Annotated in this window: 26 protein-coding genes and 1 riboswitch; of the genes, 12 read left to right on the top strand and 14 right to left on the bottom strand. The window is 72.7% G+C overall.

Features of this window, described 5'->3' with window-relative positions:
- The first annotated feature begins 28 nt into the window (after positions 1 to 28).
- A complete protein-coding gene (locus tag FB554_RS17810; RefSeq protein WP_268885490.1) occupies positions 29 to 151 on the top strand; it encodes a hypothetical protein in 123 nt (40 codons plus the stop codon).
- 48 nt (positions 152 to 199) lie between these two features.
- Positions 200 to 1,189 (top strand): malate dehydrogenase, encoded by a 990-nt coding sequence (locus FB554_RS11290; protein WP_142006142.1) that lies wholly within the window; start codon positions 200 to 202, stop codon positions 1,187 to 1,189.
- A 58-nt stretch (positions 1,190 to 1,247) separates the two neighbouring features.
- Here the strand turns inward: FB554_RS11290 and FB554_RS11295 are convergent, their stop codons facing one another.
- Together FB554_RS11295 and FB554_RS11300 are read right to left on the bottom strand one after the other, a co-directional pair.
- Entirely contained in the window at positions 1,248 to 1,517 is a 270-nt protein-coding gene (locus tag FB554_RS11295; protein WP_142006144.1) for a DUF3017 domain-containing protein, read from the bottom strand.
- Between the two features lie 7 nt (positions 1,518 to 1,524).
- Complete coding sequence (locus tag FB554_RS11300; RefSeq protein ID WP_142006146.1) at positions 1,525 to 2,370, bottom strand: bifunctional methylenetetrahydrofolate dehydrogenase/methenyltetrahydrofolate cyclohydrolase; 846 nt, start codon at positions 2,368 to 2,370, stop codon at positions 1,525 to 1,527.
- A 60-nt stretch (positions 2,371 to 2,430) separates the two neighbouring features.
- Here FB554_RS11300 and FB554_RS11305 point away from each other — a divergent pair, with 60 nt between their 5' ends.
- Positions 2,431 to 2,895 (top strand): GNAT family N-acetyltransferase, encoded by a 465-nt coding sequence (locus FB554_RS11305; protein ID WP_142006148.1) that lies wholly within the window; start codon positions 2,431 to 2,433, stop codon positions 2,893 to 2,895.
- Positions 2,896 to 2,918: 23 nt separating this feature from the next.
- On the opposite strand, the gene FB554_RS11310 is transcribed toward FB554_RS11305, so the two are convergent.
- Both FB554_RS11310 and FB554_RS11315 read right to left on the bottom strand, forming a co-directional pair.
- Positions 2,919 to 3,641 carry a helix-turn-helix domain-containing protein gene (locus tag FB554_RS11310; RefSeq protein WP_142006150.1) on the bottom strand — a complete coding sequence of 241 codons (723 nt, stop codon included), beginning with the start codon at positions 3,639 to 3,641 and terminating at the stop codon, positions 2,919 to 2,921.
- A gap of 305 nt (positions 3,642 to 3,946) precedes the next feature.
- The gene (locus FB554_RS11315; RefSeq protein WP_142006152.1) at positions 3,947 to 4,300 is read right to left on the bottom strand and encodes a hypothetical protein; all 354 of its coding nucleotides are present in this window, start codon (positions 4,298 to 4,300) and stop codon (positions 3,947 to 3,949) included.
- Positions 4,301 to 4,372: 72 nt separating this feature from the next.
- Here FB554_RS11315 and purN point away from each other — a divergent pair, with 72 nt between their 5' ends.
- The 4 genes from purN (at position 4,373) to FB554_RS11335 (ending at position 8,171) form a co-directional block, all read left to right on the top strand.
- Complete coding sequence (purN, locus tag FB554_RS11320; RefSeq protein WP_142006154.1) at positions 4,373 to 4,978, top strand: phosphoribosylglycinamide formyltransferase; 606 nt, start codon at positions 4,373 to 4,375, stop codon at positions 4,976 to 4,978.
- Positions 4,979 to 4,996: 18 nt separating this feature from the next.
- Positions 4,997 to 5,065: riboswitch (ZMP/ZTP riboswitch) on the top strand.
- A 27-nt stretch (positions 5,066 to 5,092) separates the two neighbouring features.
- Positions 5,093 to 6,763, top strand: a complete 1,671-nt coding sequence (gene purH / locus FB554_RS11325) for a bifunctional phosphoribosylaminoimidazolecarboxamide formyltransferase/IMP cyclohydrolase (RefSeq protein ID WP_142006156.1) — start codon at positions 5,093 to 5,095, stop codon at positions 6,761 to 6,763.
- Positions 6,763 to 7,725, top strand: a complete 963-nt coding sequence (locus tag FB554_RS11330; RefSeq protein WP_142006158.1) for a DMT family transporter — start codon at positions 6,763 to 6,765, stop codon at positions 7,723 to 7,725. The genes purH and FB554_RS11330 overlap by 1 nt, the downstream gene beginning before the upstream one ends.
- Before the next feature lie 20 nt (positions 7,726 to 7,745).
- Positions 7,746 to 8,171, top strand: a complete 426-nt coding sequence (locus tag FB554_RS11335; protein ID WP_142006160.1) for a secondary thiamine-phosphate synthase enzyme YjbQ — start codon at positions 7,746 to 7,748, stop codon at positions 8,169 to 8,171.
- A 132-nt stretch (positions 8,172 to 8,303) separates the two neighbouring features.
- Here the strand turns inward: FB554_RS11335 and FB554_RS11340 are convergent, their stop codons facing one another.
- The 5 genes from FB554_RS11340 to rfbB form a co-directional block, all read right to left on the bottom strand.
- Complete coding sequence (locus FB554_RS11340) at positions 8,304 to 9,617, bottom strand: cell division protein PerM (protein ID WP_142006162.1); 1,314 nt, start codon at positions 9,615 to 9,617, stop codon at positions 8,304 to 8,306.
- 170 nt (positions 9,618 to 9,787) lie between these two features.
- Positions 9,788 to 10,678, bottom strand: a complete 891-nt coding sequence (gene sucD, locus FB554_RS11345) for a succinate--CoA ligase subunit alpha (protein ID WP_142006164.1) — start codon at positions 10,676 to 10,678, stop codon at positions 9,788 to 9,790.
- Positions 10,679 to 10,702: 24 nt separating this feature from the next.
- Positions 10,703 to 11,875: an ADP-forming succinate--CoA ligase subunit beta gene (gene sucC, locus FB554_RS11350; RefSeq protein WP_142006166.1), complete on the bottom strand. Its 1,173-nt coding sequence runs from the start codon at positions 11,873 to 11,875 to the stop codon at positions 10,703 to 10,705.
- An 82-nt stretch (positions 11,876 to 11,957) separates the two neighbouring features.
- Positions 11,958 to 12,839: a dTDP-4-dehydrorhamnose reductase gene (rfbD, locus tag FB554_RS11355; RefSeq protein WP_142006168.1), complete on the bottom strand. Its 882-nt coding sequence runs from the start codon at positions 12,837 to 12,839 to the stop codon at positions 11,958 to 11,960.
- A 1-nt stretch (position 12,840) separates the two neighbouring features.
- Complete coding sequence (gene rfbB, locus FB554_RS11360; RefSeq protein ID WP_142006170.1) at positions 12,841 to 13,836, bottom strand: dTDP-glucose 4,6-dehydratase; 996 nt, start codon at positions 13,834 to 13,836, stop codon at positions 12,841 to 12,843.
- A gap of 48 nt (positions 13,837 to 13,884) precedes the next feature.
- Between rfbB and rfbA the strand changes: the two genes are divergently transcribed.
- Positions 13,885 to 14,775: a glucose-1-phosphate thymidylyltransferase RfbA gene (gene rfbA / locus FB554_RS11365; protein WP_142006172.1), complete on the top strand. Its 891-nt coding sequence runs from the start codon at positions 13,885 to 13,887 to the stop codon at positions 14,773 to 14,775.
- Positions 14,776 to 15,387, top strand: coding sequence for a dTDP-4-dehydrorhamnose 3,5-epimerase family protein (locus FB554_RS11370; protein ID WP_211344583.1), 612 nt, complete (start codon positions 14,776 to 14,778; stop codon positions 15,385 to 15,387).
- 38 nt (positions 15,388 to 15,425) lie between these two features.
- Here FB554_RS11370 and FB554_RS11375 read toward each other — a convergent pair whose 3' ends face one another.
- Positions 15,426 to 15,857 (bottom strand): coenzyme B12-dependent isobutyryl CoA mutase small subunit, encoded by a 432-nt coding sequence (locus FB554_RS11375; RefSeq protein WP_142006174.1) that lies wholly within the window; start codon positions 15,855 to 15,857, stop codon positions 15,426 to 15,428.
- A gap of 412 nt (positions 15,858 to 16,269) precedes the next feature.
- On the opposite strand from FB554_RS11375, the gene FB554_RS11380 reads away from it, so the two are divergent.
- Entirely contained in the window at positions 16,270 to 17,145 is an 876-nt protein-coding gene (locus tag FB554_RS11380) for a M23 family metallopeptidase (protein WP_142006176.1), read from the top strand.
- Between the two features lie 180 nt (positions 17,146 to 17,325).
- Here the strand turns inward: FB554_RS11380 and FB554_RS11385 are convergent, their stop codons facing one another.
- Positions 17,326 to 18,195 (bottom strand): alpha/beta fold hydrolase, encoded by an 870-nt coding sequence (locus FB554_RS11385; protein ID WP_211344584.1) that lies wholly within the window; start codon positions 18,193 to 18,195, stop codon positions 17,326 to 17,328.
- Between the two features lie 178 nt (positions 18,196 to 18,373).
- Positions 18,374 to 20,911 (bottom strand): DNA helicase PcrA, encoded by a 2,538-nt coding sequence (gene pcrA, locus FB554_RS11390; RefSeq protein WP_142006178.1) that lies wholly within the window; start codon positions 20,909 to 20,911, stop codon positions 18,374 to 18,376.
- Positions 20,912 to 20,964: 53 nt separating this feature from the next.
- Between pcrA and FB554_RS11395 the strand changes: the two genes are divergently transcribed.
- Complete coding sequence (locus tag FB554_RS11395) at positions 20,965 to 21,489, top strand: GNAT family N-acetyltransferase (RefSeq protein WP_142006180.1); 525 nt, start codon at positions 20,965 to 20,967, stop codon at positions 21,487 to 21,489.
- A 63-nt stretch (positions 21,490 to 21,552) separates the two neighbouring features.
- Here the strand turns inward: FB554_RS11395 and FB554_RS11400 are convergent, their stop codons facing one another.
- A complete protein-coding gene (locus tag FB554_RS11400) occupies positions 21,553 to 21,873 on the bottom strand; it encodes a winged helix-turn-helix domain-containing protein (protein ID WP_142006182.1) in 321 nt (106 codons plus the stop codon).
- Positions 21,870 to 22,319, bottom strand: coding sequence for a hypothetical protein (locus FB554_RS11405; RefSeq protein WP_142006184.1), 450 nt, complete (start codon positions 22,317 to 22,319; stop codon positions 21,870 to 21,872). Before FB554_RS11405 ends, FB554_RS11400 begins: the two co-directional genes overlap by 4 nt.
- Before the next feature lie 211 nt (positions 22,320 to 22,530).
- Here FB554_RS11405 and FB554_RS11410 point away from each other — a divergent pair, with 211 nt between their 5' ends.
- Positions 22,531 to 23,889: a serine hydrolase domain-containing protein gene (locus FB554_RS11410; RefSeq protein ID WP_142006186.1), complete on the top strand. Its 1,359-nt coding sequence runs from the start codon at positions 22,531 to 22,533 to the stop codon at positions 23,887 to 23,889.
- Positions 23,890 to 23,967: the final 78 nt, after the last annotated feature.

Consider the following 23,967-nt stretch of genomic DNA (forward strand, 5'->3'; position numbering starts at 1 on the left):
GGTGGGCTCGGTGCGGGGTCCGGGGGTGGTGGGCCAGACGGTAGCCGCCGAGGTAAGCCTCGACGCCCGCGTGGTGATCGTCGCGCTGATGACGCTGACGGGGTCGTTCGTGCTCGCGGCACTCCTGGCCCAGAGCGTGATCCACCTGTGAGGTAGCGTCCGAAGCATCCGTAACCGCCTCGCCCGAAGGGGAGACCCCGTGAGCACCACGCCCGTCAAGGTGGCCGTCACCGGCGCCGCCGGCAACGTCAGCTACAGCCTGCTGTTCCGCATCGCGAGCGGTGCGATCTTCGGCCCGGACCGCCCCGTGGAGCTGCGGCTGCTCGAGGTCACTCCGGCGCTCAAGGCGCTCGAGGGCGTCGTCATGGAGCTCGACGACTCGGCGTTCCCGCTGCTCGCTGGCGTCGAGACCGGCGACGACCCCAACAAGGTCTTCGACGGGGTCAACCTCGCCCTGCTGGTCGGCGCGAAGCCGCGCGGCCCGGGCATGGAGCGCGGCGACATGCTGAAGGACAACGGCGGCATCTTCGCCCCGCAGGGCAAGGCGCTGAACGACGTGGCGGCCGACGACGTGCGCGTCGTCGTCACCGGCAACCCGGCCAACACCAACGCGCTCATCGCGATGAACAACGCGCCCGACATCCCGAACGAGCGGTTCAGCGCGCTCACCCGCCTGGACCACAACCGCGCGATCGCCCAGCTGGCCGCGAAGACCGGTGCGAGCGTGACCGAGATCAGCAACATGACGATCTGGGGCAACCACTCGGCGACGCAGTACCCCGACCTGTTCCACGCCAAGGTCAAGGGTCAGGTCGCGGCCGAGGCCGTGGGCGACCAGGCCTGGATCGAGGACACCTACATCCCGACCGTCGCCAAGCGCGGCGCGGCGATCATCGACGCCCGCGGCGCGTCGTCGGCGGCCTCGGCCGCGGCGGCCACCATCGACCACGCGCGCGACTGGTTCGCCGGCACGGCGCAGGGCGACTGGACCTCGATGGCGGTGCCGAGCGACGGGTCGTACGGCGTCGCCGAGGGCCTGATCTCCTCGTTCCCGGTGACCACCAAGGACGGCGACTACGAGATCGTCCAGGGCCTGGAGATCGACGACTTCTCGCGCGGCAAGATCGACGCGTCGGTGCAGGAGCTGACCGAGGAGCGCGACACGGTCAGGGGGCTCGGGCTGATCTGAGCCTGACGCTGGACGATCCGGCCGGGCAGCCCTCGTGGCTGCCCGGCCGTGTCGTTGCTCAGGGGAGCTTGAGGGTGCGGAAGATGACCAGGATCGAGATCGCGAGGCTCAGGTAGATCGCGAGGTCGACGAACCGGCTGCGCACGGCGAGGCCGAGCGAGGTGTCGTCGGGCAGCCCGACCCGGACCAGGCCGCACACCAGGAGCAGGGCGCCGAGGGCGTACCCGCCCGTGCGCACGTCGCCGAGGACCATCACCGCCAGGCACACCAGGGTCCCGGCCGCAGCGGCGATCCACAACGGACCGGGGCGGGCCGAGCGGGCGGACACGGGGGGCTCAGCCCGCGAGCTTCTCGGCGGCGAGCACCACGTTGGTCAGCAGCATCGCGCGGGTCATCGGGCCGACCCCGCCGGGGTTGGGCGAGACGAACCCGGCGACCTCGGCCACCTCGGGCGCGACGTCGCCGACCGGCTTGCCGTCGACGCGGGAGACCCCGACGTCGAGCACGGCCGCGCCGGGCTTGACCATGTCGGGCGTGATCAGGCCGGGTCCGCCGGCGGCCACCACCACGATGTCGGCGGCCCGGGTGTGCGCGGCCAGGTCGCGGGTGCCGGTGTGGCACAGCGTGGTCGTGGCGTTCTCGGAGCGCCGGGTGAGCAGCAGGCCGAGCGGGCGGCCGACGGTCAGGCCGCGGCCGACCACGACGACCTCCGCCCCGTCGAGCGGCACGTCGTAGCGGCGCAGCAGCTCGATCGCGCCGATGGGCGTGCACGGCAGCGGCCCCTCCTCCCCCAGCACGAGCTTGCCGAGGTTGAACGGGTGCAGGCCGTCGACGTCCTTGGCCGGGTCGACGCGCGAGAGCAGCGCGAACTCGTCGAGCCCGGTCGGCTGCTGCACGAGGAAACCGGTGCAGGCGGGGTCGGCGTTGAGCTCGTCGATGACCGCCTCGACCTCGGCCTGGGTGGCGGTGGCGGGCAGGTCGCGCCGGATGGAGGTGATGCCGACGGAGGCGCAGTCGCGGTGCTTGGCCGCGACGTACCACCTGCTGCCGGGGTCGTCGCCGACGAGCACCGTGCCGAGCCCGGGCACCACGCCCCGGGCGGCGAGCGCCTCGATGCGGGTGCGCAGCTCGTCCTTGATCGCCTGGAGGGTCGCCTTGCCGTCGAGAACCGTCGCCGTCACGGAGCCATATCCTGCCACGCAGGTTTCGGACGCTCCGGAGCGCGGCGTTACCCTTCCCGGATGAGCTCCCCGCCCTGGACGGTGCGGCCCGTGCCGTACCTGGACCCCGTGGCCCAGGAGCTGGTTGCTGAGCTCGACCAGGACATGCAGGCGCGCTACGGCGGGCAGGACGCGACACCGGTCGACCCCGACCACTTCGCCGACCCGTCCGGCACGTTCCTCGTGATGGAGGACGGCGCGGGGCCCATCGGGTGCGCGGGCATCCGCACCCACGGCGCCGACGCCGAGATCAAGCGGATGTACGTCCGCGCCAGCCGCCGTCGCCGCGGCTTCGCGCGGCACCTGCTCACCGCGCTGGAGGCCTACGCCCGCGCCCGCGGCTTCACCCGGGTGATCCTGGAGACCGGCACCGCCCAGCCCGAGGCCATCGCGCTGTACGAGGCCAGCGGCTACCAGCAGATCGTCGGCTACGGCTACTACCGCGACGAGCCGACCTGCCGGTGCTACGCGAAGTGGCTGATCTGAGCCGAGACGCTCGCGGCTCGCGCTCACGGCTCTCGGTCGCGCCGGTACGTCCACGCCGGAGCCACCTTCTTCGTCCACCATCCGCCGTTGCGGAACAGCCAGACCATCCCCGGGTTCGGTGCCAGCTCGATCGGGAGGTGGGCCGGGAGCGCCCGCCCGGCGAGGTCTTTGGCGACCAGCCGCTCGGGGTCGATCTCGTCGCTGGGGCGGCTCGCCGGGGAGCCGGAACGGATGACCGCCAGCTCGAACCCCGTGCCCGCCAGGAGGTTGCGCACCGTGTCGAGGCTCTGCCGCCCGGTGCCGCCGCCCTCCGCGCGCCGGATCATGTCGCGGCTGACACCCCGACGCTCGGCGTAGGCACGCTGGCTCTCCCCTGCCGCGTCACGATCCATCCGCAGCGCCAGGCCGATCTGGTCCAAGACCGTCAGCTGCGACCTGGTCGTCGCGATGGCGTCCGCCCTGCGGCCAGGATCGCTCAACGGGTGGCGGTTGAGCCCGCCCTTGTAGACGATCGGCCCCAGAGGACGCAGATGGTTCGGCACTGACGGCGGCCGGTTGAGCAGCTCGACGCGGTCCTGCCGGCGGGCCTCCTCGAACGCGCGCGTCTCCGGTGACGGCTCCGGGTGCCTGGTGCCGGCCATCGGGTCGTCGGAGTCCGGGTCGAGCAGCAGGTCCTCGTCGACCTCCTCGGCAGGCTCCGGCTCTCGGCCGGGGAAGTCCTCCGGCAGCGGAGCGCACCACGTCATGACGCCACGCTGCCGCCGGGCAGGACAGGTGTCGACGCTGCGCGACCGGCCTGTGGACCCGGCTGCCGCGCTGGTCACGGGCTGTGGACGGCGTGGGCGGCGAGGCGGCTGGTCGGAGATGCGCTGCGCGGCGGCTTTACTCTGGGGCGCCTCGTGCGCCACCCACGATTCCCGTGATCCGGCGGTGGCGCACCACACGCCCCAGAGTAAAGCCGCTCCACGGGGAGTTCGGCCGCCGGCGCACATCAGTGCCACGCCGGTCAGCGCGCTCGGTGCGCGGGCTCGGTGCGCGGGCTCGGTGCGGCTCAGCCGTAGCGCTGCTCGCAGGCCTGCTCGGCGACCTGGGTGTTGGCGCCGGCGAGGCAGTCGTTGTAGTCGCGGGTGGTGGCGTAGAGCAGGTAGGGCACCACGATCGAGATGAGCAGCGCCATGGTGAGGGCGAGCCCGACGCCCGCCCAGATCCGCAGCCCGCGCGGGGCGCGGTCGGAGTGCAGCTCGCGCATCAGGCGCACCGACTCGTAGATCGCGGCCCCGAGCGGCACCAGCGCGACGAGGTTGAACGGCATCGGCATCAGCGAGGCGAGCAGCCCGAGGAACAGGTAGCCGGTGGCGCGGCGGGAGTGGGTCGCGGCAGGCGGCTGCTGCGTGGGGCTGGTCACCCGCCCATCCTCTCAGCCCCTCCCGACACGGCCTCCGCCACCGCGCCCCCAGCGCGCCGCTAGCCTCGGGCTGTGCCCCAGGTCCCGATCGTCGTCCTCGTGTCCGGCTCCGGGACCTTGCTGCAGGCGCTGCTGGACGCGTGCGCGGACCCGGCCTACGGCGTACGCGTGGCAGCGGTCGGGGCAGACCGCGACGGCATCGAGGGACTGGCCAGGGCCGAGCGGGCGGGGGTGCCGACCTTCGTCGTACGCCTGCGCGACTTCCCCGACCGCGCGGCCTGGGACGCGGCGCTGGCGAAGGCGATGACGGCGCACGCGCCCCGGCTCGTGGTGACCGCGGGGTTCATGAAGATCCTCGGGCCGCGGGGCCTCGCGGTCGCCCCGACGGTCAACACCCACCCGGCGCTGCTGCCGAGCTTCCCCGGGGCGCACGGCGTGCGAGACGCGCTGGCGCACGGCGTCACCGTGACCGGCGCGACCATGCACCTGGTCGACGACGGCCTGGACTCCGGGCCGATCCTGGACCAGCGGGCCGTGCGGATCCAGCCTGACGACGACGAGGCGTCGTTGCACGAGCGCATCAAGGTCGTCGAGCGCGCGATGCTCGTCGAGCAGGTCGGCGCGATGGCGCGCGAGGGGTTCCGGGTGGAGGGCCGGCGCGTACGGATCGGGTCCTGAGCCTCGCTACGCTGGAGCCACACGACTGGCGTAGGTGGACCACCACCGGGGAGTGAACGACGCGCATCGCCCGCCTGGGTGCGCGCACCGCCTCAGCACCCGAGCAGGAGCGTCATGACCACCCCGTCCGACCAGCCGACGTCCGACCAGGCCACGTCCACGCAGGCCACGTCCACGCAGGCCACGTCCGAGGGCCGCCGGCCGATCCGCCGCGCCCTCGTCAGCGTCTACGACAAGACCGGCCTCGACGAGCTCGCCCAGGCGCTGCACGCCGCGGGCGTCGACATCGTCTCGACCGGCGGATCCGCCTCTCGCATCGAGGGACTCGGCATCCCCGTCACCCGGGTCGAGGAGCTCACCGGCTTCCCCGAGTGCCTCGAGGGCCGGGTCAAGACCCTGCACCCCAAGGTCCACGCCGGTCTCCTCGCCGACTCGCGCAAGCCCGAGCACCTGCAGCAGATCGCCGAGCTCGGCGTCGAGCCGTTCGACCTGGTCGTGGTGAACCTCTACCCGTTCACCGAGACCGTCGCCTCCGGCGCCTCCCCCGACGAGTGCGTCGAGCAGATCGACATCGGCGGCCCCTCGATGGTCCGCGCGGCCGCGAAGAACCACCCGACGGTCGCGGTCGTGACCTCGCCGAGCGCGTACGCCGACGTCGAGTCCGCCCTGGCCGCAGGCGGATTCACGCTCGCCCAGCGTCAGCGCCTGGCGGCCGAGGCGTTCGTGCACACCGCGACCTACGACGTGCACGTCGCCTCCTGGATGGGCAACGTGCTGACCGACACCAGTGACGGCGAGGGGTACCCCGCCTGGGTCGGGGCGACCTGGGACAAGGTGCGCACGCTGCGCTACGGCGAAAACCCGCACCAGTCGGCCGCGCTCTACGCCAGCGGCTTCCTGCCGCAGGGACCCGGCCTGGCCCAGGCCGAGCTGCTGCACGGCAAGGAGATGTCGTTCAACAACTACGTCGACGCCGACGCCGCGCACCGCGCCGCCTACGACCACGGCGACCGGCCGACCGTCGCGATCATCAAGCACGCCAACCCGTGCGGCATCGCCGTGGGCGACGACGTGGCCGACGCCCACCGCAAGGCCCACGAGTGCGACCCGGTGTCGGCGTACGGCGGCGTGATCGCCACCAACCGCCCGGTGAGCCGGGCGATGGCCGAGACGGTGAAGGACATCTTCACCGAGGTCGTCGTGGCCCCTGACTTCGACGCCGACGCGCTCGAGGTGCTGCAGGCCAAGAAGAACATCCGCCTGGTCCGCTGCGCCCCGCGCGCGGCCGGCGGCGAGCTGCGCACCATCTCCGGCGGGATGCTGCTGCAGGAGGGCGACCGGGTCGACGCGCAGGTGCGCGACGAGTCCGGCGAGATCGTCGGCGGCGACGACGCGACGGCCTGGCGGCTCGTGTCCGGCGACCCGGCCGACGAGGCGACGCTCGCCGACCTGCAGTTCGCCTGGCGCGCGATCCGCGCGGTGAAGTCCAACGCGATCCTGCTGGCCCGCGACGGCGCCTCGGTCGGGGTCGGCATGGGGCAGGTGAACCGGGTCGACTCCTGCCACCTCGCGGTCGACCGCGCCGGTGCCGAGCGGGCGCGCGGCGCCGTCGCGGCCTCCGACGCGTTCTTCCCGTTCGCCGACGGGCTGCAGGTGCTGCTGGACGCGGGCGTGCGCGCGGTCGTCGCCCCCGGCGGCTCCAAGCGCGACCCCGAGGTGATCGAGGCCGCCCAGGCGGCCGGGGTGACCATGTACTTCACCGGCACCAGGCACTTCGCCCACTGATGACGCAGGCGACGAGCGCGACGCCGCAGCACGCGCCTACGAGCGCGGTCGCGCTGCTCGCGGCGTTCGTGTGCGGCGCCCTCATCGCGCTCCAGTCGCGGATCAACGGCACGCTCAGCCAGCACAGCCCGCGCGCCGTGATCGCCGCGCTGTGGTCGTTCGGGTCGGGGCTCGCGATCCTCACCGTCGCCGTGCTGCTGGTGCCGCGGCTGCGCTCGGCCGTGCGCGACCTGCCCCGGGCGGTGCGCGACGGCCGGCTGAAGTGGTGGCAGTGCCTCGGCGGGCTCGTCGGCGGCATGCTCGTCGCCGCGCAGACGTGGGCGGTCCCGGTGATCGGGGTCGCGATCTTCAGCGTCGCGGTGCTCGGCGGGCAGACGCTGGCCGCGATCGGGGTCGACCGGGCGGGGCTGGGGTCCAGCGGCCCGCACCCGGTGACCCCGGCCCGGGTCGGCTTCGCGCTGCTGGCCGTCGCCGGCGTCGTCGTGTCCTCGCTCGGCCACGGCGTCGGCTCGCTGGCGTGGCTGCCGGTGCTCGTGACGTTCGTCGCCGGCGCCGGCATCGCCGTGCAGCAGGCCGTCAACGCCCGGGTCAACCGCGCCGTCGGGCAGCCGCTCGCGACGACCTGGCAGAACTTCCTGTTCGGCTGCGTCGTGCTCGTCGGGCTCGCGCTCGGCTCGGCGATCACCCGGCCGGGCGCCTGGGGCTGGCCGCAGGGCGCGCCGTGGTGGGCCTGGCTCGGGGCGCCGTGCGGCATCGCGTTCATCGCGATCACCGCGTGGGCGGTGCACGAGCTGGGCGTGCTGCTGTTCGGCCTAGGGTCGGTCGCCGGCCAGCTGCTCACCGCGCTCGGGCTCGACCTGGCCGACCCCGCCGTGCGCCCCGACATCGGCACCCCCGTCGTGGTCGGCGTGGTGATCAGCCTGCTGGCCGCGCTGGGGGCCGGGGTGGCTGCGCGCCGCTGAGCGCGGACTACGGTCGGAGCATGAAGTCGCAGGAGATCACCGTCCGCACCGGCGACCGCGAGGTCGTGCACGATCTGACCGACGAGTGCGCCGCGTTCGCGCGCGACGCGGCGGGTGACAGGGGCAACGCGAGCGACGGGCTGCTGCACGTGTTCGTGCCGCACGCCACCGCCGGCATCGCGATCATCGAGACCGGCGCCGGGTCCGACGACGACCTGCTCGCGGCGCTGGGCGACCTGCTCCCCGCCGACGACCGGTGGCAGCACGCGCACGGCTCGCGCGGCCACGGCCGCTCGCACGTGATGCCTGCGCTGATCCCGCCCTACGCGACCGTGCCGGTGCTCGACGGCCGCCTCACGCTCGGCACCTGGCAGAGCATCTGCCTGGTGGACCTCAACGTGGACAACGCCGTACGCCAGGTGCGGCTGTCCTTCCTCGCCGGCTGACCCAGCAAGCCGGTCGAGTAGCCCGCGAGGCACGAGCGGGCGTATCGAGACCCGGCCGCCCAAGCCGGTCGAGTAGCCCGCGAGGGACGAGCGGGCGTATCGAGACCCCGCCCGACCGAGCGTGTGGGGCGCTCAGCGGTGCGTGCGCCAGTAGTGCAGCGCCGTCGCCGCGGCCACCGCGCCGACGACCAGCTCGAGCAGCAGCAGCGGGATCGCGAGCAGGTGCGGCCCGACGTACGACATCGCGCCCTCGGACAGGCCCATGCTCCCCAGATAGCCCACCGCCAGGACGATGCCGCCGGCGAGAGCGCCCGCGACGGCGGCGGTGCGCACCTTGACCTGCAGCGACGCGAGCGAGGTGAGCCGGCGCAGCGTCAGCAGCCCGACCACCGCGCCGACCGCGACCGGCACCAGCGGCACGAACGGCGCCCACGCCGGGCCCGCGCCCGCCTCGGGGATCGCGCCGAACACGGGCACCATCGGCAGCAGCCCCGGCGAGATCGCGGCGTGGCCGACGCTGACCGGGCCGACCGTGACCGAGGCGCCGGAGAGCCAGGCGGCCGACCAGGCGGCGACGTTGGGCAGCGCGAGCAGCTGGCCGAGGGTCAGCAGCACCCCGGCGGTCGCGCCCACGCCCAGCTCCCCGCCGATCTGGCTGACACGCGACCACGACAGGGCGACGGCGACCAGCGCGAGCAGCGCCCCCAGCACGAGCAGCACGCCCGCCCCGACCAGCGCGGGCTTCAGGGCGCGCCGCACGACGACCGGCACCCGCTCGGTGAGCCCGTCGATGACCTCGAGCGCGGCGTCCGCCTCGGGGTCCTCGCGGGAGCGCAGCAGCGCCCAGCCCATGCCGAGGGCGGCGACGACGACCGAGCCGGGGAGGACGTACAGCGGGTTGGGGCGGGTCGGCCCCACCCAGGCGAGCAGCGCGAGCAGGACCCCGCTCAGGGCGTAACCCCCGACGAACGCCGCGGGCAGGTGCCACCAGGCGTCACCGCCGCGCGCGTCTTCCTCGGCGTCGGCGGCGTCGGACGCGGTGGACGCGGTGGACGATGTCGTCGCCGGGGGCGCAGGACGTACGTCCGTGTCGACCTTGACCAGCGCGGCGCGGGCCGCGGAGCGCGCCAGCAGCACGGCACCGGCAGTGAGCGCGAGCAGCGGCGCGGTGACCGCGACCGCGTCGCCGGGGGCGGTCACGCTGCCGCGGTGCACCAGCACCCACAGCGCCGGCGCGAACGACAGGGCGTCGGACCAGGTGGCGGTGCTCTGCGCGTCGGTGACCCACCCGGCGACGCTCGGCACCACGAGGATCAGCGCCAGCGCGAACGCCGCCACCGCCCCGAATCCGGCGGCCACGAGCAGCCGATGCCAGCGGTGCTGCGGGTCCAGCGAGGGCCCGGGGACGATCTGGCGGGTGCGCTCGAGCAGGGTCATGGTGCTCATATGGTCGCCGCTCGCCACGCGCCCATCGCGCCGCCACGCCGCGCCGCGGAGAATCGCGGCAGACACGAAACCCGCGCCCCCAGCCGCCAGGGGCGGTGGGGGCGCGGGTCTGGGGGTCGGGTCTCGATACGCGGCTCGTTCCTCGCCGCTGCTCGACCAGCCTCAGCCGATCAGCCCTGCTTGGCCTGCATGATCTCGCGCATCAGCTCCGCGGTCTCGGTGGGCGTCTTGCCGACCTTGACCCCGGCGGCCTCGAGGGCCTCCTTCTTGGCCTGGGCGGTGCCGGACGAGCCGGACACGATCGCGCCGGCGTGACCCATCGTCTTGCCCTCGGGCGCGGTGAACCCGGCGACGTAGCCGACGACCGGCTTGCTGACGTTGTCCTTGATGTACGCCGCCGCGCGCTCCTCCGCGTCGCCGCCGATCTCGCCGATCATCACGATCGCGTCGGTCTCGGGGTCGGCCTCGAAGGCCTCGAGCGCGTCGATGTGCGTGGTGCCGATGATCGGGTCCCCGCCGATGCCGATGGCGGTGGAGAAGCCGAAGTCACGCAGCTCGTACATCATCTGGTAGGTCAGCGTGCCCGACTTGGACACCAGGCCGATGCGGCCGCCCTCGGCGATGTTGGCCGGGATGATGCCGGCGTTGGACTGCCCGGGGCTGATCAGGCCGGGGCAGTTGGGGCCGACGATGCGGGTCTTCTTGCCCTGGGAGTAGGCGAAGAACTCGGCGGTGTCCTTGACCGGGATGCCCTCGGTGATGACGACGGCGAGCGGGATCTCGGCGTCGATGGCCTCGATTGCGGCGCCCTTGGCGAAGGCCGGCGGCACGAACAGCACCGACACGTTGGCGCCGGTGGCGTCCATGGCCTCCTTGACCGACCCGAAGACGGGGACCTTGACCCCGCCCTCGAACTCGACCTCGGTGCCCGCCTTCTTGGGGTTCACGCCGCCGACGACGGCGGTGCCGGAGCGCAGCATCCGCTGGGTGTGCTTCATCCCCTCGGAGCCGGTCATGCCCTGGACGATGACCTTGCTGTCCTTGTTCAGGAAGATCGACATGTCTGAGTTAGTCCCTCTGCTCCGTCACTTGGCGGCCAGCTCGGCGGCCTTGGCCGCGGCGCCGTCCATGGTGTCTTCGATGGTCACGAGCGGGTGGTTGCGCTCGGCGAGGATGCGCCGGCCCTCCTCGACGGCGTTGCCGTCGAGCCGGACCACCAGCTGCTTGGTGGCGGCGTCCCCGAGCGTGTCGAGCGCGCCGACGATGCCCTTGGCGACCTCGTCGCACGCGGTGATGCCACCGAAGACGTTGACGAACACGGACTTGACCTGCTCGTCGCCGAGGATGATGCCGAGGCCGTTGGCCATGACGGCGGCGGAGGCGCCACCGCCGATGTCGAGGAAGTTGGCGGGCTTGGAGCCGACCTTCTCACCGGCGTACGCCACCACGTCGAGCGTGGACATGACCAGGCCGGCGCCGTTGCCGATGATGCCGACGTTGCCGTCGAGCTTGACGTAGTTGAGGTCCTTCTCCTTGGCCGCCGCCTCCAGCGGGTCGGCCGCGGACTTGTCCTCCAGCGTCGCGTGGTCGGGGTGGCGGAAGTCGGCGTTGCCGTCGAGCGTCACCTTGCCGTCGAGGGCGATGATCTGGCCGTCCTCGGTCTTGACCAGCGGGTTGACCTCGACGAGCGTCGCGTCCTCGCCGGCGTAGACGTCCCACAGCTTCTGCAGCACCGGCACGATCTTGTCGCCGGTCTCGGCGTCGAAGCCGGCCTGCTCGACGATCTCGCGGGCCTTGGCCTCGTCGATGCCGACGTTGGGGTCGACCGGCACCTTGGCGAGCGCCTCGGGGCGCTCGACGGCCAGCGTCTCGATGTCGACGCCGCCCTCCTTGGAGCACATCGCGAGCACGCCGCGGTTGGTGCGGTCGAGCAGGATGGAGAAGTAGTACTCCTCGGCGATCTGGGCGCCCTGGGCGATCATCACCGTGTTCACGGTGTGGCCCTTGATGTCCATGCCGAGGATCTGGCCGGCGAGCTGCTCGGCCTCCTCGGCGGACTTGGCGACCTTGACGCCGCCGGCCTTGCCTCGGCCACCGGTCTTGACCTGCGCCTTGACGACGGTCACGCCGCCGGACTTGGCACCGATCTCCTCGGCCGCGGCCTTGGCCTCGGCCGGGGTGGTGGCCGTCTTGCCACCGAGCACCGGAACGCCGTGCGCCTCGAACACGTCGCGCGCCTGGTATTCGAAAAGATCCACGAACTCGTCCTCGCCGTTGAAGGGGATCGTCCGAGTCCGAGGGTAGACCCAGGTCGTCCGCCCAAATGAGGCGGTGCTGGACCTAGGCCTGCGGGCCGGGCGAGGGCGTCAGGCCCAGCTGCGGCACGGCCTCGGCGAGCGCCGCGCGCCAGTCGCGCTGGGCCGCCACGCCGGTGCCGTCCCAGGCGTCGTGCCCGAGCACGCTGTACGCCGGTCGCGGCGCCGGGCGCGGGAAGGCGTCGGTGGTGGTCGGCTCGACCCGCTCGGGGTCCATGCCGAGCTCGGTGAACAGCGCCCGGGTGAGCCCGAACCACGTCGTCTCGCCCGCGCCGGTGCCGTGGTAGGTCCCGAACGGCGCGTCCGAACCCACGAGCGCGACCAGCTGGTCCGCCAGGTCGCCGGTCCACGTCGGGCCGCCGCGCTGGTCGTCGACCACGCTCAGCGTCGCGTGCTGGCCCGCGAGCCGGACCATGGTGGCGAGGAAGTTCGGCCCGCCCGCGCCGTACAGCCAGGACGTGCGCACCACATAGCTGCGCGGGCACAGCGCCCGCACCGCCCACTCCCCCGCCAGCTTGGTCCGGCCGTACGCCGAGCGCGGCTCGGTCGGCGCGTCCTCGGCGTAGGGGGTGGTCGCGTCGCCGGAGAAGACGTAGTCGGTCGACACCTGCACCAGGCGAGCGCCCGAGTCTGCTGCAGCACGAGCGAGATTCGCGGCCCCGACCGCGTTGACGGCGAACGCCGCGGGCTCCTGGTCCTGCGCGTCGTCGACCTTGGTCCAGGCGGCTGCGTTGATCACCGCGTCGTGCCCGGCGACCGCAGCGGCACAGGCGGCCGGCTCGGTCACGTCGAGGTCGGCCCGCGTCGCCGCGGTGACGTCGTGCCCGGCCGCGCGCAGGGCGGGCAGCAGGTCGTGGGCGAGCATCCCGCCGGCCCCGGTCACCAGCACCTTCGTCGCGACGCCCATCTCAGCGCCCCAGCCGTGCGTACGTCGTCTCGGACGTGACCCGCGCGGTGCGCCACCACTCGGGGTTGGCGCGGTACCACTCGATGGTGGCGGCGAGCCCGTCGCGGAAGGTGGTGTAGCGCGGCTCCCAGCCCAGCTCGGCGCGCAGCTTGGTGGAGTCGATGGCGTAGCGCAGGTCGTGGCCGGGCCGGTCGGGCACGTGGTCGAACCAGTCGGCCGGCTTCCCCATCAGCTCCAGGATCATCGCCACGACCTCGCGGTTGCTCATCTCGCCGTCGGCGCCGATCAGGTAGGTCTCCCCCGGCGTACCGCGCTCCAGGATCATGACGACCGCGTCGTTGTGGTCGTCGACGTGGATCCAGTCGCGCACGTTGGCCCCCGCGCCGTACAGCTTGGGCCGGATCCCCTCGAGCACCCCGGTGACCTGCCGAGGGATGAACTTCTCGACGTGCTGGCGCGGGCCGTAGTTGTTGGAGCAGTTGGAGATCGTCGCCTCGATGCCGAACGAGCGCCCCCACGCCCGCACGAGCAGGTCGGAGGAGGCCTTGGTCGCCGAGTAGGGCGAGCTGGGGTTGACCGGCGTCTGCTCGGTGAACCGCTGCGGGTCGCCCAGCTCCAGGTCGCCGTAGACCTCGTCGGTCGAGACGTGGTGCAGGCGGGTGCCGTGCCGGCGCACGGCCTCCAGCAGGCGATAGGTGCCGACGACGTTGGTCTCCACGAACGGCCACGGGTCGTCGAGGCTGTTGTCGTTGTGGCTGTCCGCTGCGAAGTGCACCACCGCGTCGTGCCGTCCGACGAGGTCGTCGACCAGGTCGGCGTCGGCGACCGAACCCTTGACCAGGTGGATGTCGTCGATGACCGGGTCCAGCGAGGACAGGTTGGCGGCGTAGGTCACGGCGTCGAGCACGGTGACCTGCCAGTCGGGCCGGGTCTCGCGCACGCGGAGCACGAAGTTTGCGCCGATGAAGCCGGCGCCGCCGGTCACGAGAAGCCGCATGGCGTCGACTGTATTGAGGGAGTCGCGACCGCTCTAGGGTTGGCTGGCATGAAGGGCATCGTCCTCGCCGGGGGGTCGGGCACGCGTCTGCATCCCATCACCCGCGGCATCAGCAAGCAGCTGGTGCCGGTCTACGACAAGCCGCTGGTCTACTACCCCCTCGCGACGCTCATGCTGGCCGGCATCCGCGAGGTGCTGGTGATCACCACCCCGCACGACGCCGAGCAGTTCCGGCGGCTCCTCGGTGACGGTTCGCAGTGGGGCATGACCCTGTCGTACGCCGTCCAGCCCGAGCCGGAGGGGCTCGCCCAGGCCTTCCTCATCGGCGCCGACTTCATCGGCGACGACAAGGTCGCCCTCGCGCTCGGCGACAACGTGTTCTTCGGGCCGGGGCTCGGCACCCGGCTGCGCGCCAACACCGACGTGACCGGCGGCCACGTGTTCGCCTACCAGGTGACCAACCCCGAGGCGTACGGCGTCGTGGAGTTCGGGCCCGACGGCGAGGTGCTCTCGATCGAGGAGAAGCCCGCACGTCCGCGGTCGCGGTTCGCGCTGCCGGGACTGTACTTCTACGACAACGACGTCATCGACATCGCGCGCAACCTGCGGCCGAGCGCGCGCGGCGAGCTGGAGATCACCGACGTGAACGGGGTCTACCTCGAGCGCGGCGAGCTGACCGTCACGGTGCTTCCGCGCGGCACGGCCTGGTTCGACACCGGCACGTTCGACGGGCTGCTGGAGGCCAGCCAGTTCGTGCACACCGTCGAGGCGCGGCAGGGGCTGAAGATCTCCTGCCCCGAGGAGATCGCCTGGCGCAACGCCTGGATCGACGACGAGCGGCTGCGCCAGCACGCCCGCGACCTGGCCAAGAGCGGCTACGGCGGCTACCTCGCCGACCTGGCCGACCCGCCAGAGCCCGACCCGACGCAGGAGGCCTGAATGCAGATCGAGCCGCTGGACATCGAGGGCGCGTTCGTCGTCACTCCCCGGCAGTTCCCCGACGACCGCGGGGTGTTCCTGGAGGGATACCGCGGCGACCTGCTGCGCGAGCACCTCGGGCACGAGCCGCGCGTGGTGCAGACCAACGTGTCGGTCTCCTCGCGCGGCACGGTGCGCGGCATCCACTTCGCCGACGTGCCGCCCTCGCAGGCGAAGTACGTCTCCGCCCTCACCGGGTCCTTCCTCGACGTCGTCGTCGACATCCGGGTCGGGTCGCCGACCTTCGGGCAGTGGCGCGCGGTGCGCATCGACGCGGTCGACCGCCGCTCGGTCTACCTGTCCGAAGGGCTGGGGCACGCGCTGGTCTCGCTCGAGGACGGCTCGACCGCGCACTACCTGTGCAGCGCGATCTACGACCCGCAGCGCGAGCACGGCATCCACCCGCTCGACCCGCAGATCGGCATCGAGCTGCCCGACGGGCTCACCCCGCTGCTGTCGCCCAAGGACGAGCAGGCCCCCACGCTCGCCGAGGCGGAGCAGGCCGGGCTGCTGCCGACGTACGAGCAGTGCCGGGTGTTCGCCCAGCAGCTGCGCGACGCGGCGCGCGGCTGAGCGGGACGAGCGCTGAGCAGCACTACTGCTGGGTGGGACTACTGCTGAGCGGGTGAGCCCTGGTCGCCCGCGGGGTCGCCGAGGTTCTCGCGCACCCAGGTGACGATCTCCTGGGTGGTCGCGCCGGGGGTGAAGACCGTGGCGACGCCCATGCGTCGCAGCTCGGGCAGGTCCTCCTCGGGGATGATCCCGCCGCCGAAGACGACGATGTCGGCGGCGTCTCGTTCCTTGAGCAGCTCGGTGACCTTGGCGAACTGGGTCATGTGCGCGCCGGAGAGGACCGAGAGCCCGACGGCGTCGGCGTCCTCCTGGATGGCCGCCTCGACGATCTGCTCGGGGGTCTGGTGCAGCCCGGTGTAGATCACCTCGACCCCGGCGTCACGCAGCGCCCGGGCCACCACCTTGGCGCCGCGATCGTGCCCGTCGAGTCCGGGCTTGGCGACGACGATCCGCAACGGGGAGGCGCTCATGACCGCCGAGCGTAACCGCCGGTGTGACCGAGGTCTCACGCCGGAGGGGTGAACTCGCCCAGATCGGGCCATCCTGCGGCCGGGCGTCCGGGAGACCGCCGATCCTGTGGTGCGAGTGGGAGCGCTGTGACGAATGTGGCGATCACAGGAAAGATTTCCACAGATTTCGCCGAAGTCGATTTCATGTCACGAGAAGGTCACGCTAGGGTCTAGCGGTCACTCTCCCCCGAGAATCAGGAAGTTGGTGTGCGTCTTGTCCCGTAAGTACCAGGGCCGGCACCGCGCGCTTCCGGTGTCTCCGCTGCAGAGCGCTCGCGTGGCGCTGCCGGCTATCGCCGCAGCCTCGCTGACCGTCGCAGCGGCAGGGACCGCAGCCGCAACTGATGCCGCGCCGCAGGCTCGCTCGAACAGCGTGTCTGCCGGTTTCCAGGACACCACGCAGTGGTCCCGCTCCAGCACCGCGGGCATCTCTCGTTCCGGCACGCGCACCGCGGTGACGCAGGCCAAGGCAAGTGTTGCCGCCAAGGCGAAGTCGCGGGCCACCGCGGCCGCCAAGGCCAAGGCAGCCAAGAGCAACAAGGCTCGCAGCGCCGCCCTGAGCGCGCTCGCGCAGCCGCAGGTTCTGGCGAAGGACTACGAGCAGCCCGCTCCGAAGCCCAAGCCCGAGCCCGTCCAGGACTCCGTGGGCCAGCAGGCGAAGGCCCCCGAGCCCACGCGCTCCGCCGCGCCCGCGCAGTCGGAGCACGACCACTCGTCCAGCTCGCGTTCGGCTCGGGGGAGCAACGAGCGCAGCAGCACCTCCGAGCGGTCGACCTCCAGCCGTGACTCGGTGAGCCGCTCCAGCAGCCGCTCGGCCGCGCCGGCGACGTCGTCCGACAACGACAACGACGCCCCGGTCAGCAGCTCGGGCCGTTGGGTCAGCCCGGTCTCCGGCGCCACGTTCACCTCCGGCTTCGGCATGCGCTGGGGTCGGATGCACAACGGCGTCGACTGGGCCGTGCCCACCGGCACGCCGCTGCGCGCCATCGGTGACGGCACCATCGCCGCCGCCGGCTGGTACGGCGGCCAGGGTCTGCGCGTGGTCGTGCAGTTCGACAACGGTGTCCAGGCGGTCTACGCCCACACCTCGTCGCTCGCGGTCAGCGCCGGTCAGCGGGTCTCCGCCGGTCAGCGCATCGCCTACTCCGGCAACACCGGCAACTCCACCGGTCCGCACCTGCACCTCGAGATCCACGTCGGCGGGACGCCCATCAACCCCGCCGGCTGGCTCGCCGCGCGCGGTCTGTGAGCTCGACCTGTTGAGCTCACCTCGGTGAGCACGACAGCTACGACGGCGAAGGCCGCCACCCGGTTCCGGGTGGCGGCCTTCGCCGCGTCGTGACGCCGGTCACGCCCGTGCGCGAGCCGGCCCGGGTCGTAGGCGACCCGGCCAGGTCGTACGCGACCCGGCCTGGGCGCGGGCGGCGCCTCAGGCCGTGACGCCGCGCGGGTCGCGGGTGAGGAAGTCGATCAGCGCGTCGTTGAACTCCTTGGCGTGGCTGACGTTGAGCCCGTGCGGGCCGCCGGGGACCAGGACGACCTCGCTGCCCGAGATCGCGTCGGCCGAGCGCTGACCCGACCCCTCGAACGGCACGATCCCGTCGGCGTCGCCGTGCACGATCAGCACCGGGACGGTGATCTTGGGCAGCTCGTCGCGGAAGTCGGTGGTCCCGAACGCCTCCATCGCACCCAGCGCCGCGTCCTGGTCGGACTGCTCGGCCATCCGGATGGCGTCCTGGCGCTGCTGCTCGGTGACCAGCGGCTCGCCCTCGCCGCCCGCGGCGAAGAACTGCGTGGTGAAGTCGTCGAAGAAGGCCGAGCGGCCCTGCTTCAGCTGCGACTCCATGTCGTCGGCGAGGTCCTGGGTCATCGGGCCGTCGGGGTTGTCCTCGCTCTGCAGCAGATAGGGAGGTACGGCCGCGGCCAGCACCACGTTGCGGATCCGGTCGGCGCCGTGGCGGGTCAGGTAGCGCACGACCTCGCCGCCGCCCATCGAGAAGCCGACGAGCGTGACGTCGCGCAGGTCGAGGGCCTCCAGCACGCCGGCGAGGTCGTCGGCGAAGGTGTCGTAGTCGTAGCCGCTGGACGGCTTGTCGCTGCGCCCGAAGCCGCGCCGGTCGTACGTGATGACCCGCAGGCCGGCCTGCTGCAGCGGCTCGATCTGCTCCGACCAGGACTCCCCCGACAACGGCCAGCCGTGGATCAGCACCACGGGCCGCCCGGGCCCGCCGTGGTCGTCGACGTGGACCTGGACGTCCTTGAGGCCGAGCATCTGGCTGTTCACGCTGACTTCGGACACGCGCTCCTCCTGCGGTGGTCTGGGTGATTCGCGACCAACCTAGGAGGGGCGGGGCTAGGCGACCACACCCCTTGCGGTGGCTGGGGGACGTCGCAGCGACGATGCCGGGCGGGTGAGCCTGCGAGCCCGGCTGGAGGAGGAGCTGCGACCAAGAGTGCCGTGTCGCGGCGGGCTGGGCTCACAGCTTCTCGACGGGGGCGTAGCGCAGCAGGAGGCGCTTGACGCCGGCGTCGCCGCCGAAGTCGACGTGGGCCATGGCCCGCTCCCCCTCGCCCTCGACGCGCACCACGGTGCCGAGGCCGAAGCTGTCGTGGGTGACCTTGTCGCCGGACTCCAGGGAGATGACCGGGCGATTGCCGGGGCTGCGCACCCCCGGCCGGGCGGCCAGGGTGGCGACGGCGGGGGGTTGCGACCGGCGTACGGACGAGGCGCCCGTGGTGACGTCGCGCTCCCAGCTGATCAGGCCGCTCGGGATCTCGTCGAGGAACCGGGAGGGCGGGTTGTACTGCGGGGCGCCCCAGGCGGAGCGGACCTGCGCGCGCGACAGGTGCAGCCGCTCGCGGGCGCGGGTGATGCCGACGTACGCCAGCCGCCGCTCCTCGGCGAGCTCGTCGTCGTCGCCGAGCGAGCGCAGGTGCGGGAACGTGCCGTCCTCGAGGCCGGTGAGGAAGACGACGGGGAACTCCAGACCCTTGGCGGTGTGCAGCGTCATCAGGGTGACCACGCCGTTGTCGTCGCCCTCGTCGGGGATCTCGTCGGAGTCGGCGACCAGCGAGACCTGCTCCAGGAAGTCCTCGAGGCTGCCCTCGGGGTAGGTCTCGTCGAACTCGCGGGCCACGGCGACGAGCTCGGCGAGGTTCTCGATGCGGGTCTCGTCCTGCGGGTCGTGGCTGGCGCGCAGCTCGGCGAGGTAGCCCGAGCGGTCGAGGATCGCCTCGAGCAGCTCGGCGACGCCGGCGCCGGAGTCGCGGGTCTGGCCGAGGCCCTCGAGCAGGGTGGTGAAGCCGCGGACCGCGGTGACCGACCGGGTGGCGATGCCGGGGGCGTCCTCGGGCCGGCCGAGCGCCGCGACGAACGGGATGCGCTCGCGCTCGGCGAGCGCCGCGACGCACGCCTCGGCCCGGTCGCCGATGCCGCGCTTGGGGACGTTGAGGATGCGGCGCAGGTTGACGGTGTCGGCGGGGTTGGAGACGACCCGCAGGTAGGCCAGGGCGTCCTTGACCTCGCGCCGCTCGTAGAACCGGGTGCCGCCGACGATCTTGTACGGCAGCCCGACCCGCACGAGCACCTCCTCCACCGCGCGCGACTGGGCGTTGGTGCGGTAGAAGACGGCGACGTCGCGCGGCTTGACGCCGTGGTCGTCGGCGAGCCGGTCGATGGTGCGCGCGAGGAAGGAGGCCTCGTCGTGCTCGTTGTCGGCGACGTAGCCGACGATCGGCTCGCCGTCGCCGGAGTCGCTCCACAGGTTCTTCTCGCGGCGGTCGGGGTTGCGCTCGATGACGGCGTTGGCGGCCTTGAGGATGGTCTGCGTGGAGCGGTAGTTCTGCTCGAGCAGAATCGTCGTGGCCTCGGGGTAGTCCTGCTCGAACTCCACGATGTTGCGGATCGTGGCGCCGCGGAAGGCGTAGATCGACTGGTCGGCGTCACCCACGACCGCGAGCTCGGCCGGCGGGACCTGCCCCTGGGCCGCGTCGTCGACCTGGTGACCGACGAGCTCGCGGACGAGGACGTACTGGGCGTGGTTGGTGTCCTGGTACTCGTCGACGAGCACGTGGCGGAAGCGGCGACGGTAGTGCTCGGCGACGTCGGGGAAGACCTGGAGCAGGTTGACCGTGGTCATGATCAGGTCGTCGAAGTCGAAGGCGTTGGCCTGGCGCAGCCGGGCCTGATACTCGGCGTACGCCTGCGCCACCAGGCGGTCGCGCTCGGTCGCGCCGTCGGCCTGGGCGTCGCTGGCGGCGGTCTCGTGGTCGATCAGCTCGTTCTTGAGGTTGCTCACGGCGTGGCTGAACGACCGCGCGGGGTAGCGCTTGGGGTCGAGGTCCATGTCGCGCAGCACCATCGCCATGAGGCGCTGGCTGTCGGCCGCGTCGTAGATCGAGAAGGTCGACTTCATGCCCAGCTTGCCGGCCTCGCGGCGCAGGATGCGCACGCACGCGGAGTGGAAGGTCGACACCCACATGGCGCGCGCGGCGCCGCCGACCAGCAACTCGACCCGCTCGCGCATCTCGGCCGCGGCCTTGTTGGTGAAGGTGATCGCGAGGATCTGCCCGGGCTGCACGTTGCGCTCGGCCAGCAGGTAGGCGATGCGGTGGGTCAGCACGCGGGTCTTGCCCGAGCCGGCGCCCGCCACGATGAGCAGCGGCCCGCCGTGGTGCAGCACGGCCGCGCGCTGCTGGGGGTTGAGCCCCTCGAGGAGCTGGTCGCCGGTCAGCCGGCCGTGGGCGCCCGGGCGGCCGCCGGGACTGCCGCCCTGGTCGCCGGGTGGCGGGGTGCCGTCGATCGCCCAGGCGGGGACGCCACGCTCGTCGACCGGGGGCAGCACGGCGTCGCCGCGGGTCTGCGGCTCGTCGGTCAGCTGACTGCCGCTGGGCTGGTCGCCGGTGGGGCGGCCGTGCTCGTCGAGGTCGGGGTGCGGCAGCCCGGCCGACGCCTGGGCAGGGCTCAGCCCGGGCAGCGGGAGGTCGCCGAAGAGGTCGGTGTCGGTGCTGGTCATCGCGAGCACCAGCGTACGTCCGGGGTCCGACAACCCTCGCTACGCTCCGGCCCATGATCCGACTGGTCGAGCCGAGCAAGCGCCTGCACGCGTCGTGGTGGGAGGGCATCGCGGAGTTCGACGCCGACGCGACACTGCACGGGTACTCCGCGTTCGGGTTCGAGCGGGCCGACCTGGCGAGCGAGCCGGCCTTCGGCGACTGGCTGGACCAGCAGCGCCGCAACCTGACCGACCCGCCCGAGGGCTTCGTGCCGGCCACGCTGTTCTGGATCGTCGACGACGTCGCGCCCGACCGGGTGCTGGGCTCGTTGCACCTGCGGCACGAGCTCAACGCCTACCTGCTGGAGGAGGGCGGCCACATCGGCTACGGCGTGCGCCCGTCGGCCCGGGGCCGCGGCGTAGCGACGGACGCGCTGCGCGAGGCGATCGCGTACGCCGGGTCTATCGGCATCGACCGGTTGCTGGTGACGTGCGACGACGGCAACGAGCCGTCGCGGCGCACCATCGAGGCCGGCGGCGGGGTGCTGGAGGACGTGCGCCACGGCACGCGCCGCTACTGGATCTCACCCCGGGGCTGAGCGACGCCGGGCGTCGCGGCCCGCGTGGGCCAGCGTGGGCCCACGGGCACCGGCGACGGTCGATCAGTCGGGTGGCGCGGCGTCCACGATGGCGCGCAGCGCCTGCACGTGCGCGGCGTACGCCCTCCGCCCCGCCGCGCTCAGCCGCAGCCAGGTGCGCGGCCGCTTGCCGACGTAGCCCTTGCGCACCTTGACGTAGCCCGCCTGCTCGAGCTGGCTGACCTGCTTCGACAGCGCCGAGTCGCTCAGCTCCACGGCATCGCGCACGGCGGCGAACTCGGCCTCGTCGACCCCGTTGAGGGCGGCGACGATGCTGAACCGGACCGGCGCGTGGATGACCGGGTCGAGCTCATGGCGGGCGTGCGCCTCGGAGGCCCTGGTCATGCGCGCGTTCGGCCGATCAGCGCGGCCGCGACCAGCGAGGGCAGGGCGATGACCGTGATGGCGGCGAGGGCGACCGCCCACGTGATCGGCTGGTCCTGGGCTCGCAGGTTGAGCCACGGGAGCACCGCGACCAGGCCGACGAGCAACGAGGCGCCGACTCCCGCACGCGAGATCAACCGGGCGCGGCGGGGAACCGTGCGCGCCCGGCCGTCGGCCCACACCAGCAGGCCGAGCAGCGCCGCAGCCACGATGCCGGACACCGCGCTGGCGACGAGTCCGTCCACCACGTTGCTCAGCACCGCCAGCACGCCCAGCCCGACGCCGAACAGCGCGGTCGATCCCGCGTGCAGGCGGCGATCGGCCGTCGTCGCCAGAGGCGTGGCCGCGTCGAGGTCGAGGCGCCGCCGCGCCTCGTCGGGGGTCAGGGTGGTGTCGCGGTCGTCCATGTCGCGCATCTCCTGTCGGGGGTTCGTGGTTCCATCGAAGCATCTACTTTCCATAACGGCAAGTAGTTTCCTGCGAAGCTTCCCGCCCGCTCGGCGCAGGTGGTGCCGACCCGCGCCGTGGGGCGCGGCGTCGCGTGGGCAGGCGCGCGCCACTCGCGCGACGCTGGATGCGCATGCGGGCGGCGCCGGCGGCTGCCTATGCTCGCGGCCCATGAGCAGCGCGCTGGATGTCGCCCGCCACCACCTCGACGTACGCCTCGCGCGCGAGCAGCGCGAGCGTCGCCTCCCCGCGGTGACGGCCGCACTGGTGCGGCGGGGCGAGATCGTCTGGTCGGCCGCCGTGGGGACGGTCGACGGTCGCGCGGGCGGCGCTGCGGCGACGGCGGACACGCAGTTCCGCATCGGGTCGATCACCAAGACCATGGTCGGTGTCGGGGTGCTGCGGCTGGTCGCCGACGGCTCGGTGACCCTGACCGACCCGATCCGCCGCCACCTGCCCGAGCTCGACCCTGCGCTCGACGGCGTGACGGTCACCGCGCTGCTCGGCCACTCCAGCGGCCTGTTCGCCGAGACGACCGGTCCGTGGTGGGAGCGCTCCCCCGGCGTGAGCTGGGAAGAGCTGCTGCCGAGCATCCGGTTGACCCACGACCCGGGACGCCGATTCCATTACAGCAACGTGGGATTCGCGGTTCTCGGTCGCCTCGTGGAGCAGGTGCGCGGGCGGCGGTGGGACGCCGTGCTGGCCGACGAGGTGCTCGCGCCGCTGGGGATGGCGCGCACGACGTACAGCGCCGCCTCGCCCGCCGCGCAGGGTCTGGGCGTGCACCCCTACGCCGACCTGCGGCACGTCGAGCCCGAGCAGGACACCGGCGCGATGGCGCCAGCCGGGCAGCTGTGGTCGACCGTCGACGACCTGTCGCGGTGGGCGACGTTCCTCGCCGCCGGCGACCCGCGGGTGCTCGACGACGAGCTGCGCACGGCCATGCAGGTGCCCGGCGTCGTGTGGGACACGCCAGGGCAGCCGTGGACGAGGGCGTACGGGCTAGGCCTGGACGTGTTCAACCGCGACGGCAAGCGGTACGTCGGCCACGGCGGGTCCATGCCCGGCTTCCAGGCGGTGGTCGCCGTCGACCCGGCCACCGGCACCGGGGTGTCGCTGCTGACGAGCTCCACGAGCGGGCCCTCGCCCGCGCTCGGGTGGGACCTGCTCGACCTGCTCGAGACGCACGGGCCCGAGGCACCCGAACCGTGGCACACCGAGGCGACCGATCACCTCGACCTTGTCGGCGAATGGTTCTGGGGCCCAAGGCCTTTCGTGATCTCGGCCCGCCCGGGCGACGTGCTCGACCTGGGCGCTCCCGGCGGCGGTCGAGGCTCCCGGTTCGTGCCCTCCGGCGACGGCACCTGGGTGGGTCAGGACGACTACTGGGCCGGCGAGACGCTGCGGGTGATCGGGCGCGGCACCCCTGGCGTGCACCTCGATCTCGGGTCGTTCCGGCTGACGCGCACGCCCTACTCCCCCGACGGTGACATTCCGGGCGGAGTCGACGAATCAGGTTGGCACGCCTGAGGGTTCGGCAGGCGAAAGTATTGGTCGGTTGTGATTGTGCGGCCGCGGGTCCGGCTCGCAGCCCTTGCTATGGGGTCG

Source organism: Barrientosiimonas humi, assembly GCF_006716095.1.
Lineage (GTDB): Bacteria > Actinomycetota > Actinomycetes > Actinomycetales > Dermatophilaceae > Barrientosiimonas > Barrientosiimonas humi.